The 11,582-nt window shown below is 66.1% G+C and carries 12 protein-coding genes; 5 read left to right on the forward strand and 7 right to left on the reverse strand.

The features are described 5' to 3' along the window. Positions 1 to 36: 36 nt before the first annotated feature. Together ACQCS0_RS13480 and ACQCS0_RS13485 are read left to right on the forward strand one after the other, a co-directional pair. A complete protein-coding gene (locus ACQCS0_RS13480) occupies positions 37 to 1,146 on the forward strand; it encodes an LLM class flavin-dependent oxidoreductase (RefSeq protein ID WP_426938531.1) in 1,110 nt (369 codons plus the stop codon). Beyond that, on the forward strand, positions 1,146 to 1,631 hold the full coding sequence (locus tag ACQCS0_RS13485; RefSeq protein WP_426939564.1) for a MarR family winged helix-turn-helix transcriptional regulator: 486 nt from the start codon (positions 1,146 to 1,148) through the stop codon (positions 1,629 to 1,631). The genes ACQCS0_RS13480 and ACQCS0_RS13485 overlap by 1 nt, the downstream gene beginning before the upstream one ends. 57 nt (positions 1,632 to 1,688) lie before the next feature. Here the strand turns inward: ACQCS0_RS13485 and ACQCS0_RS13490 are convergent, their stop codons facing one another. Then, positions 1,689 to 2,495 (reverse strand): transglutaminase-like domain-containing protein, encoded by an 807-nt coding sequence (locus ACQCS0_RS13490; RefSeq protein WP_426938532.1) that lies wholly within the window; start codon positions 2,493 to 2,495, stop codon positions 1,689 to 1,691. Between the two features lie 68 nt (positions 2,496 to 2,563). Next, on the reverse strand, positions 2,564 to 3,379 hold the full coding sequence (locus ACQCS0_RS13495; protein WP_426938533.1) for a hypothetical protein: 816 nt from the start codon (positions 3,377 to 3,379) through the stop codon (positions 2,564 to 2,566). Positions 3,380 to 3,473: 94 nt separating this feature from the next. On the opposite strand from ACQCS0_RS13495, the gene ACQCS0_RS13500 reads away from it, so the two are divergent. From ACQCS0_RS13500 to ACQCS0_RS13510, 3 genes are all read left to right on the forward strand, one after another. After that, a complete protein-coding gene (locus ACQCS0_RS13500) occupies positions 3,474 to 4,136 on the forward strand; it encodes a DUF1684 domain-containing protein (RefSeq protein ID WP_426938534.1) in 663 nt (220 codons plus the stop codon). Positions 4,137 to 4,206: 70 nt separating this feature from the next. Further along, complete coding sequence (locus ACQCS0_RS13505) at positions 4,207 to 5,055, forward strand: fumarylacetoacetate hydrolase family protein (RefSeq protein ID WP_426938535.1); 849 nt, start codon at positions 4,207 to 4,209, stop codon at positions 5,053 to 5,055. A 17-nt stretch (positions 5,056 to 5,072) separates the two neighbouring features. Further along, entirely contained in the window at positions 5,073 to 5,564 is a 492-nt protein-coding gene (locus ACQCS0_RS13510) for a GtrA family protein (protein ID WP_426938536.1), read from the forward strand. On the opposite strand, the gene ACQCS0_RS13515 is transcribed toward ACQCS0_RS13510, so the two are convergent. From ACQCS0_RS13515 to ACQCS0_RS13535, 5 genes are read right to left on the reverse strand one after another with little or no spacing between them, the layout of a single operon-like run. Beyond that, positions 5,561 to 6,715, reverse strand: a complete 1,155-nt coding sequence (locus ACQCS0_RS13515; protein WP_354223125.1) for a cysteine desulfurase family protein — start codon at positions 6,713 to 6,715, stop codon at positions 5,561 to 5,563. The genes ACQCS0_RS13510 and ACQCS0_RS13515 overlap by 4 nt on opposite strands. 7 nt (positions 6,716 to 6,722) lie before the next feature. Next, positions 6,723 to 7,595, reverse strand: coding sequence for a carboxylating nicotinate-nucleotide diphosphorylase (nadC, locus tag ACQCS0_RS13520; protein WP_426938537.1), 873 nt, complete (start codon positions 7,593 to 7,595; stop codon positions 6,723 to 6,725). Further along, positions 7,588 to 9,393 carry an L-aspartate oxidase gene (locus tag ACQCS0_RS13525; protein ID WP_426938538.1) on the reverse strand — a complete coding sequence of 602 codons (1,806 nt, stop codon included), beginning with the start codon at positions 9,391 to 9,393 and terminating at the stop codon, positions 7,588 to 7,590. The genes nadC and ACQCS0_RS13525 overlap by 8 nt, the downstream gene beginning before the upstream one ends. Positions 9,394 to 9,446: 53 nt before the next feature. After that, positions 9,447 to 10,769, reverse strand: a complete 1,323-nt coding sequence (gene nadA, locus ACQCS0_RS13530; RefSeq protein WP_354153658.1) for a quinolinate synthase NadA — start codon at positions 10,767 to 10,769, stop codon at positions 9,447 to 9,449. Next, on the reverse strand, positions 10,766 to 11,476 hold the full coding sequence (locus ACQCS0_RS13535) for an NrtR DNA-binding winged helix domain-containing protein (RefSeq protein ID WP_354153787.1): 711 nt from the start codon (positions 11,474 to 11,476) through the stop codon (positions 10,766 to 10,768). The genes nadA and ACQCS0_RS13535 overlap by 4 nt, the downstream gene beginning before the upstream one ends. Positions 11,477 to 11,582: the final 106 nt, after the last annotated feature.

Consider the following 11,582-nt stretch of genomic DNA (forward strand, 5'->3'; position numbering starts at 1 on the left):
CAAGCCCAGAGAAGTCCAGGAAACGGAAGGCACACCATGCAGATCGGCGTATTCAGCGTCAGTGACATCACCACTGACCCCACCACCGGCCGGACGCCCACGGAGAACGAGCGCATCAAGGCGGCCGTGGCGATCGCCAAAAAAGTCGAGGACATCGGCATGGATGTCTTCGCCCTCGGCGAGCACCACAACCGCCCGTTCTTCTCCTCCTCGCCCACCACCACCCTCGCCTACATCGCCGCGCAGACCGAGCGGATCACGCTCTCCACTGCCACGACGCTGATCACTACCAACGATCCGGTCAAGATCGCCGAAGACTTCGCCATGCTGCAGCACCTCGCGGACGGCCGCGTGGACCTGGTCCTTGGCCGCGGCAACACCGCTCCGGTGTACCCGTGGTTCGGCAAGAACATCCAGGACGGCGTGGAACTGGCCGTAGAGAACTACAGCCTGCTGCGCCGGCTGTGGGACGAGGACACGGTCAACTGGTCCGGCAAGTTCCGTACGCCGCTGCAGAACTTCACGTCCACTCCTCGCCCGCTCGACGGCGTGGCCCCGTTTGTGTGGCACGGCTCCATCCGTACACCGCAGATCGCCGAGGTGGCTGCCTACTACGGCGACGGGTTCTTCGCGAACAACATCTTCTGGCCCAAGGAGCACTATCAGCAGCTGATCAGCCTCTACCGTGAGCGCTACGAGCACTACGGCCACGGCAAGGCGGATCAGGCCATCGTGGGCCTCGGCGGCCAGTTCTTTATGCGGAAGAACTCCCAGGACGCCGTGAAGGAATTCCGGCCCTACTTCGATAACGCGCCCGTTTACGGCCACGGCCCGTCGCTGGAGGACTTCACTTCCCAGACGCCGCTGACAGTCGGCAGCCCGCAGGAAGTGATCGAAAAGACCCTGACGTTCCGCGAGTACTTCGGCGACTACCAGCGCCAGCTATTCCTGATCGACCACGCGGGCCTGCCCTTGAAGACGGTGCTGGAGCAGCTTGACCTGTTTGGCGAGGAAGTACTCCCGGTCCTCCGCAAGGAATACGCGGCCCTCAAGCCCGCGCACGTCCCGGACCCGCCTACGCACGCCGGCCGCGTCGCCGCGCTGATGGCCTCGCAGGCGTCTGACACTGCCCCTTCGGAGGCATGATGGCTGCCGGCGGCAATGAATCACCCATTCGTTTGGCAGCGGAAACCTGGGAATCCCTGTTCCGGGCGCAGGTTGCCGTTATGCGGAAGCTCCAGGCCGGTCCCGCTTTCCGGAAAGTGGCACTGAACGAATACGACGTGCTGTTCACGCTGTCCCGGTGTCCGTCCGGCTGGCTCCGGCTCAATGAACTCAACGACCATGTCCTGCTGAGCCAGTCAAGCCTCAGCAGGCTGGTTGAAAGGCTGGAGAAGCGCGGGCTCGTGGTCCGGATGGCGGCCCCCGACGACGGCCGCGGCGTGCTGCTGAAGCTCACCGAGGAGGGATCCGCCCTCCAGAAGGAGATCGGCCGGGAACATGTGAGGGACATCGCCACCCTGGTGGGGCCGGCCCTGACGGCAGCCGAGCAGCGGGAACTTCAGCGGCTGACCGAGAAACTCCGGCATTCCGTGGGAACGCGGCCGGCAAAGCAGCCGCCCGGGAACTGACTTGCCGGGAACTCACCGCCCGGCACCGGCCGGGAGGTGTCGTTCCGAGCCGGGAAACTAGCCCAGCATGACCAGCCTGGCCGGATCTTCGGCCGGCAACTGCCCGTTGACCACAGCGCTGACACGCAGCTCGGTCAGCGTCAGGCGCCCGCCCACTGTGGACAGGAACGCGGTGTCGGACGAGTCGCGGCCTGCCGTGATCCGCAGCATCGACTCCCGTGGGGCCAGCCCTGTGGGGTCGATGACGTGCCAGGCGCCGTTGACATGCGCCTCGGCTACCGCGTGGAAATCCATGGGACTCAGCCCTGGCGCGTACACGGCGGTGAGCCTTGCCGGGACGTCCTTGGAACGCAGCAGGGCGATGGCCAGGTGCGCAAAGTCCCTGCACACTCCCCTGCGGTGCAGCAGGGTTTCGACGGCGCCGTCAGTGCCCCTGGAGGAACCGCTGATGTACCGCAATTCCCCGAAGACCCAGCTGCGCACGGCCTGGAGCAGTTCGGCACCGTGCAGGCCGCCAAATTCGGCGTAGGCCGTGGGCAGCAGCCTGTCCGACTCCGCATAGCGGCTTGGCCGCACGTAGCGGATGAGCTCAGCGAGGGTGGCTTCTTCCGCGATGGCCTGCCCTGCAACCGTGGCCGAGTACTCCACGGTGACCTCGGTGGGTTCAACGAATTCCAAATAGTGCAGGCGGCCGCCATGGTTGTCCGCGAGTTCCTGGAACGGAACCGGCTGCCCGTCGGCCGTGACAGTCAGGGACTCATCAAACGAGGTATAGCCGGGATTCCTGGCCACAGCGATGGCGAGGGCTGCCTTCGTGTCGGCGATGGTCCTGAAAACCATACGTGCTGAAACGGTGCGTTCCATGTATCTCCGGGTGTGAGGTAGTGGCAGAACTTCCCGCTCAGCCCGGGGATGAGAAGGCAAGAGCGGGACTAGTTTTTGATCTCCAGAGACATTAGCATCCGCTGGACGTTCGCGAATTCCGGGCTCCCGTCCACGTACTTTTCGGCCTGAGCCAGGGTGTCGAACGCCTTGGCCGGTGCCACCTGCTCATCCGGGGCAAAGGCCTTCAGGACGCCGAGGTCGCCGAAGGAGTAGTCGCCCTTTCCCCCCGGGCCACGGACCACGTTACGCAATTGGCAGGCTTGGCCGCCGGCCCCGCCCACAATGTTGGTAATGCCGTAGGAACCGAAATAGCGGTAACCCTGGATGACGCGGAACACCACGTGCGGCACGATCAGCCCTTCCCCCGTCAAACCGGGAAGCTCTACCGGCACGCTGCTGATCACCACATAGGGTTTGCGGGCAGCTTCGGCGCACTCAGACGAGGACGGCGGCAGTCCTGTCCGCAGGGCAGCCACCACCGTGCCGTCCTGCTTCTTAACCTCGATCCTCAAGGCACCCGGCAGCGTACCGTCCTCGGGCGTGCCGGACTGGGCGATCCATTCCTCCGGCAGGTCGAAGCTGATGGTCTTCGCCGGGTCAGTGAAGGTCTTCCAGGCAGTTGCCGTTGCGGCCGGGCCGGGTGAGGCGGACGTCGAGGCGCCATCTGTGACAGAAGGATCCGCCGACGGGGACCCTGTAGCGCCGGCGGTTGAGCCCGTGCCGGCGACAGGGCTGGCCGACGTTTCCGGCTGGGCCGTCCACGCTGAATCGCTGCTACCAGGAGCGCTGCACCCGACTGCCAGCGTCCCTGCCATCAGCAGCGCGGCCGTCCGCGTTCCCCACATTGCCGCCTTATGAGTCATGCAGCCAGCCTAGTGGCGGACGGCGGCGGCCAAGAGCCGCACCCTCGTGTCGCCGTCGGACATTCCCCGCGTGCAAGGGACTAGGCTGGTGCCTATGGCGGATGAGCATTATGGCGCGGACCTTGAGAGCCTGGCGGACATCTCTGCCATCGACATTGCGGACTGGCGGCTGCGGACTTTTGCCCTGTACGACGCTGTGCGGAAGGTTGCCGCCGAAGATCCGGCGGAGGCCCATTCCCTCTGGCGGCATGAACGCGACCGTATGTTCGCAACGCATCCGGCCTCAGCGCTCAGCGCAAACGACAAATCGCAGTTCTCCGGCCTGAAGACGGCTGACTACGATCCCATCTACCGCTTTTATGTTCCCCTGACCCTTGAGGGCGCCGGCCGGGAAGTGACCGTGGAAACCGCCACTGACGGTGTTGTCCGTTTTGTCCGGCTGGGCACATTCGACCTTCCCGAACTGGGCCAGCTGGGTGTGTGGAAGCTGCAGGGTTACGGCGGCGGGATTTTCGTGCCGTTCCGGGATGCCACCGCCGGTCAGCCCGGCGGAACGTACGGCGCTGGCCGGTACCTAATGGATACTATTAAGGGCGCATTCCACGGGGTCCACGGCTCCGGGGCGGGAGCCGAGTTCGTCTTGGATTTCAACTTTGCTTACAACCCGTCCTGCGCCTACAACGAGGCCTGGGCCTGCCCGCTGCCCGGCCCGTCCAACCGCCTGGCTGTGGAGATCCCGGTGGGAGAGCTGTACTGAGCCGACCAACCCGGTGATTGGGCCTGTGAAGATCCGGGTACGGCTCGCCCGGAGGACGTAGGATGTCATCATGACTGCCAGCGCCCCCCACCGCCTTGCCCGTGTCCGCCCACTGTCTTCCACTGTTGCCGACGAACATTTCTTCGTGGCCAATGACGCCCACGACTTCGGCTCCGACGCAGGCCGGTCCTGGACAGTTGTTGATTCCCCCTTCGAGGCGTCCCGCGCAAACGCCAACCACCCGGCCCGGCCGGGGTGGGAGACCGGCACCGTAGTGGACCAGGAGTCCTTCACTTTCCTGGCCCCGTCCGTCCCCGCCAATGTCTTCGGCATGGCGCATAACACTGGCCAGGCCGGCCGGAACCTCCCGCCGCAGGCCTTCCACAAGGCGGCATCCAGCGTGATCGGCCCCGGCGACGCCATTGAACTGAGCTCAACGGTGGGCTACGTGGACCCGGAAGCGGAACTGACCGTCGTCGTCGGGCGCACCGTCCGCGGCCTGACGCTGGAGACCGCCCAGAGCGCTATCCTGGGCTTCACCATCGGCAACGATGTCTCGGCACGCGATCTGCAGAAGTCGGACGAACTGTGGATCAGCGCCAAGAGCCAGGACACCTTCACTCCCGTGGGCCCCTGGATTGTGACGGACCTCGACGATTCGGACCTGGCCATCAGCATGGTGCACAATGGCGCCGAGCTGAAGGCCGCCAGCAGCGCAGACCTCGGCTGGAAGGTGGACGAAATCCTCGTGTACCTCAGCTCGTTTATGACCCTGCACGCCGGCGATCTGGTCCTCACGGGCTTCCCGGCGGAGTGTGCACGCATCCAGCCCGGAGACACTGTTCTGTGCCGTGTGGAGGGCATTGGCGAGCTCCGCAACCCGGTCAAGGCTGCGTCCTGGGAGGAAACTCCCGCCTGATATGTCAGGCTTAGGCCATGGAATCTCCTGCTGCGCCCAGTGCCCAGCTGACGCAGCAGCCCACCCGTGGAGCGGCTGCCACCAGACACTACCGTGGAATCTTCAGGTTTCCACTGGTCCGGCAGCTCCTCCGCTTCACCGGCGTCGGCATTATCTGCACCGCCACGTCACTGGCTTTGTATGCGTTGCTGCGCCCCTGGCTGGGACCGCAGCTGGCCAATGCGGCCGCCCTGGTGCTTACGTCCTTGATGAACACGGCACTGAACCGCAGGCTGACGTTCAAGATCTCCGGGCAGCGCCGGATGGCCCGTGACCACCTGAACGGCATAATCGTCATTGCCGTTGCGCTGGTCATCACCGGCGGCAGCCTGGGCGTGCTGCATTGGCTGCACCCGGACGCCAGCGTGTCCGATGAGCTGTGGACCACCACGTTGTCAGGCTTCGTAGCCACCGCCGTGCGGTTCACGATGCTACGGCATTGGATTTTCCGCCGCGCCCGCCATATCTAGCGGCCGAGGGTCCTGACGCGTCCGACGGCGGTGCCCACCGCTGCCGCCGCCTGCTCCAGTTCGTCCGCGGTCACGTCTGAGGTGAAACTGAACCGCACGGCCGTCTGCGCCACTTCGGCGTCATAACCCAGCGCGGTCAGCACCGGCGACGGCGCATCCGAGCCGGCGGCACAGGCCGAACCGCTCGAGCACACCACACCCTGCCGCTCCAGCTCCAACAGCACGGATTCGCCGCTGGTGCCGGGGAAACAGAACGATGCCACGGACGGCAGCCGTTCCGTCCGGTGCCCGGTGAGCAGGGCGCCGGGAACGGTGTCCAGGATAGTGGCGATGTAGCGTTCGCGGAGAAGAGCCACACTGGCGGCGAGTTCCGGCAGCTCGGCGTGGGCGAGCGTCAGGGCCTTAGCCAGCGCCACGGCACCGGCAACGTTTTCGGTCCCGGACCGGCGGCCGCGTTCCTGGCCGCCGCCGTGCACCAGGGGCTCAACGCGGGTCCGGCCGCGGACGTACAACACGCCGCACCCCTTGGGCGCGCCGAGCTTATGGCCGGAAATGCTCAGGGCGTCCACGCCCAAGGCCTTGACGTCCAAGGGCAGCCACCCAGCGGCCTGGACGGCGTCGGTGTGGAACGGGATGCCCCGCCTGGTGGCGACGGTGGCCAGTTCGGCGACCGGCTGGATGGTGCCCACCTCATTGTTCGCATACATGACGCTGACCAGGGCAGTTTCCGGCCGGAGCACGGCGGCGAGCGCCTCCGGCGTCACCCGGCCGGTCCCGTCCACCGGAACCACGTCCGCGGTGAACCCGTGAAACCGTTCCAGGAAGCGCGCGGACTCCTCCACGGCTGGATGTTCGACGGCGCTGATCACCACGCGGTTGAGGGCCGGGTCCGCAGCCTGCCGGGCCAGGGCAACGCCCTTGACGGCGAGGTTGTCCGCCTCCGTGCCTCCCGAGGTGAAGGTGACCTCGCCCGGACGGCAGCCGAGCACCTTGGCCACGGCCGCACGGGCGCCTGCGAGCGCGGACGCCGCAGCCTCGCCCAAGGTGTGGCGGCTGGAGGGGTTGCCGAACTCGCCGCTCAGGTAGGGCCACATGGCCTCGAGGACCTCGCGGCGGATCGGGGTGGTGGCGGCGGCGTCGAGGAAGATCATGGGCGTTTCACCCGACGCTTAGTTCGACGTCCAGGCCCAGGTCCAGGGCAGCCACGCTGTGGGTGAGACCGCCGATGGAGATGACGTCCACGCCGGCCGCGGCGATGTCGGCGACGGTGCCGACGTTGACGTTGCCGCTGGCTTCCACAATGGCGCGTCCGTCCACCTGCTTAACACCGGAGCGGAGCTCGTCGAGGGTGAAGTTGTCCAGCATGATGGTGTCCACACCGGCAGCAAGGACAGGTTCAATCTGCTCGGCGCTGTCCACCTCCACTTCGAAGTGCGTGGTGTGCCCCAGCTGGGCCTTGGCCGCGGCGAGCAGGGCGGTGAGCTTCGCGGAGTCTCCGCCTGTGATGACGGCCAGGTGGTTGTCCTTGGCCAGCACGGCGTCGGAAAGGCTGTAGCGGTGGTTGGCTCCCCCGCCGCAGCGGACGGCATAGCGCTCCAGCACTCGCAGGCCGGGCGTGGTTTTTCGGGTGTCCGTGATGCGCGCCTTGGTGCCTTCGACGAGCCGGACGAATTCCGCGGTCTTGGTTGCGATGGCACTCATCCGCTGCACAAGGTTCAGCCCGACCCGTTCGGCGAGCAGCACCGAGCGCGCGTTGCCGGTGACGCGCGCGAGGTGCGTGCCGGCGTCGAACACTGCCCCCTCAGCGAGCAGCAGTTCCACGTCGGTGTCCGGGTCCACAAGCTTCATGGCGTCGCGGAACACCGTTCCACCGCTGAAGACGCCGGGCACCCGCGCGTTCAGAACCGCGGTGGCGCGGGCGTCGGCCGGGATCAGCAGCTGCGAGGTGATGTCACCGTTGGGCGCGTCCTCGGCAAAAGCCCGCTCCAGTATGTCCCGGACGGGTCCTGCGGGGAGGGTCAGGCTAGTCATTGACGAGGCTCGCTTTCCGGCTCATGGTGTAACGCTTATCAAAATGTTCGACGGCGGCATTCACGGACACACTGTCGCTGCGGTAATGCGCCCCCAAGGATTCCCGCCGCTCGCGTGAGGCATGCACCAGCAGCTGCGCAGCCAAAAGGAGATTGGCATCCTCATGATCGCGAGGATCGAAAGAGTCAGGAACGGTAACCGGATCGTCAGCGGAGGCCCAGGCCCCAAGCAAGCCCGAAGCCTCCCTAAGCAACACGCCATGACGCAAAACCCCAGCGTTGGCAGTCATCAAGCGCCGAAGAGCCACCCGGGAAAACGGCCCCGCCGCAGCGAAGGAAGTTTCACGAGGACCAGGTGGCGGGACTGTTTCAAACTGCCAAGGAGTGGACGCGGATGCCTCGTTGAAACGTGATCCAGAAGGGTGCGCATCCTCCACGAAGTCGTGGGACAGCGGTGCGGAAGCGTGCGTCAAGGGGAGGCCGCTCGCGGCCGAGACAGCACGCGGAGCATCGGTGTCCCGCGACGGACCGGAAGCCAGGAACCCCTCAACAGCCCGGCGCCCGAAGACCAGACCCTCAAGCAAAGAATTGCTGGCAAGCCGGTTGGCACCTTGGACGCCGGTGCAGGCAACCTCGCCGGCAGCCAGCAACCCGGGTACAGAGGTCCGCCCGTAACGGTCGGCAACAACGCCGCCCATCCAGTAGTGCGCTGCCGGTGCCACGGGGACGAGTTCCCGGGTCCAGTCGACACCGGCTTGGCGGGTGCGGGTGCTGATGGTCGGGAATCGCTTTTCGAGGTACCCCTTGCCGTGCAGGGCCTCGACCACCATGGCGTCAAGGAACACGTGCCCGTTGGGATCCCCAAGGGTGGCGAGGTGCAGGGCGATGCTGCGGGAGACGACGTCGCGCGGGGCAAGTTCTGCGTCAGGGTGGTAGGCGGGCATAAAGCGTTCGCCGTGGGCGTCCAGCAGGATGGCGCCTTCGCCGCGTACGGCTTCGGAAATCAGGAGCGGTTCAGCCCCGTTGCCGGCTGCCTCAAGGGCATCGGCCGGGAGCACCATGCAGGTGGGGTGGAACTGGAAGAACTCCAGGTCCGCCACTGCGGCTCCAGCCCGCCAGGCGAGCGCCAGCCCGTCGGCAGTTGCCACGGCGGGGTTGGTAGTCTGGGCGAACAGCCTTCCAGCTCCCCCGGTGGCCAGGAGCACGGCATCGCCGCGGATGGCGAGTTCCCGCCCGTCGTGGAGGAAATTCACTCCGTCCACGCGTCCTTCGCTCTGGGACAGGGACGTCACCTGGGCGTGCCCGATAACCTGGATCCGGCCAGCTGCCTGCGCATCCAGGACGGTCTTGATGAGCGCCCTGGCCACCCCGGCACCGGTTGCGTCGCCGCCGGTGTGCAGGATCCGCGGCGCGGAATGGGCGGCTTCGAGACCCAGTGAGGGGTCGCCGTCGTCGTCCATATCGAAACGCACGCCGAAGCGTTCCAAGCCGGCGATATCCAGACGGGCCTCCGTGCAGAGCACGCGGACTGCCTCTTCGTCGCAATGCCCGGCCCCGGCCTTCAGCGTGTCTGCGATGTGCGCGGCCACAGTATCTCCGGGCGCGGGTTCGTCGAGCACGGCGGAGATGCCACCCTGGGCGTAGTAGGTGTTGCTGTCCGCGAGCGCGCCCTTGGTCAGCAGCACCACTGCGGCGCCGGCGTCGGCGGCAAGCAACGCGGAGTACAGTCCCGCAATGCCGCTCCCGACGACGATCAGCCGCCGGGGTACCGGACCACCGGCTGGGCTCGCTGCGCTCATGTGGGGCTCGTTTCGGTTTCCAGGGTTACAGCGGGCGGGACTGCAGCGGCGGGCTACAGGGGACGCGCGGCGAGCATACGCTCGAGCGCGGTTTTGGCGTTGTCCTGGACGGAGTGGTCCACGCTGATGCGGTTGACGATGCGACCTTCGACGAGTTCCTCCAGGACCCAGGCGAGGTAGCCGGGGTGGATGCGGTACATCGTGGAGCAGGGGCAGATCACCGGATCTAGGCAGAAGATGGTGTGCTGCGGGTACTCGGCAGCGAGCCTGTTAACCATGTTGACTTCCGTGCCGATTGCGAAGGTGGTCGGTTCGGTGGCGGCCGCGATGGCCTTCTTGATGAAGTCGGTGGAGCCGGCGGAGTCGGCAGCGTCCACCACCTCCATGGGGCACTCGGGGTGCACAATCACGTTGACGCCGGGGAACTCGGCGCGGGCCTTTTCGATCTGGCCGACGTTGAAGCGCTTGTGGACCGAGCAGAAGCCGTGCCAGAGGATCACGCGGGAATCGAGCAGGGCCTGTTCATCGTTGCCGCCCAGTTCCTTGCGCGGGTTCCACATGGGCATCTGCTCCAGCGGCACACCCATGGCCTTGGCGGTGTTGCGGCCCAGGTGCTGGTCGGGGAAGAACAGGACCCGCTGGCCGCGTTCGAACGCCCATTCCAGGACCACCTTGGCGTTGGAGGAGGTGCAGACAATGCCGCCGTTGCGGCCGCAGAAAGCCTTCAGGGCGGCGGAGGAATTCATGTAGGTGACCGGAATGACCGGAACCCGACCCTCTGCGTCGGCCTCGGTGCCGAAGATTTCTTCGAGCTGTTCCCAGCACTCCTCCACGGAGTCGATGTCCGCCATGTCTGCCATGGAGCAGCCCGCGGCGAGGTTGGGCAGGATGACGGCCTGTTCCGGGGTGGAGAGGATGTCCGCGGTTTCGGCCATGAAGTGCACGCCGCAGAAAATGATGGCCTCGGCGTCAGGCCGGGTGAGCGCGGCGTTGGCCAGCTGGAAGGAGTCCCCCACGAAGTCGGCGTACTGGATGACTTCGTCGCGCTGGTAGAAGTGGCCCAGGACCACTGCCCGGTCGCCCAGCTTTTCTTTCGCCGCACGGATGCGGACGTCCAGCTCGGCATCGCCGGCGCGTTTGTATTCCTCCGGAAGCTGGCCTTGACGGGGGGTGGCGGCCGGCGCAACGTCAGCACTGGAGGCGCCGGGACCATAAGCCGGGGCACCGGCGAGCGCCCCTGCGAGGTCGTATTCCCACGGCCCCTTGGCGAGCGCCGGGCTGCAGGTGGCTGCTGTTTTGCCTGCAGCCGCGCTCCGGGACGCGCTTTCGGCCTGTTCGCGCGTGATCAGCTGGATGGCTGTGTTGACGCTGCTCATGGTGTGCTCCTGTTGTCGGGATCAAGGCCGGGGCGGCCGGTGAAGCGGTAGAGACGTGGCGGGCGGTGCTTGCCGCCCTGGAGGTACTCGCCGGTTTCTTCGATCTCCGGCGTGGATTTGAGCTGGCGGCGGAAGTTGGCCGGGTCCAGCCGGGTGTCCAGGACTGCTTCGTAGACTTCGCGGACCTGGGCGAGGGTGAAGTACTCACCCAGGAAGTGGTAGGCCACCGAGCCGTAGGCCAGTTTGTTCCGCAGGCGCCGGAGCGCGTACTCAACAATGGCGTTGTGGTCGAAGGCCAGGTCCCCCACCTTGTCTGCCCTGAACCACTTCACGTTCTCCGATTCGTCGGCCAGGGCGGCTTCGGTGGGCTGGACCAGGGCCCAGTAGACGATGGACACAACGCGCTGCGTGGGTGAGCGGTGCAGCCCGCCGAACGCATAGAGCTGTTCCAGGTAGCTCGGGGTGAGTCCGGTGGTTTCCCGGAGGTTTCGGGACGCAGCATCCTGCAGGGATTCAACATGCGTCAGCGGTCCGCCGGGAAGTGCCCAAAGGTCTTTGTACGGCTCACGGATCCTGCGGACCAGGGGTAGCCACAGCGTAGGCCGGCCCGAGGTTTCGCTGGGCCGCAGGGCGAAGATGACGGTGGAGATGGCAAGCGAGGGTGCAGCGGTGGCCCGCTCGGAGACGTTCGCTGAACTGCTGTACACGGTCACTCACCCGCTCCCTGCTTTTGGGCTTCACTGCCATCACCTAGTTATAGTCAATATGACTAGAACTGATTCTACGGCCACATTCCCCTGATTCAAAATGTTT

It is taken from the genome of Pseudarthrobacter sp. S6 (assembly GCF_050156575.1).
Lineage (GTDB): Bacteria > Actinomycetota > Actinomycetes > Actinomycetales > Micrococcaceae > Arthrobacter.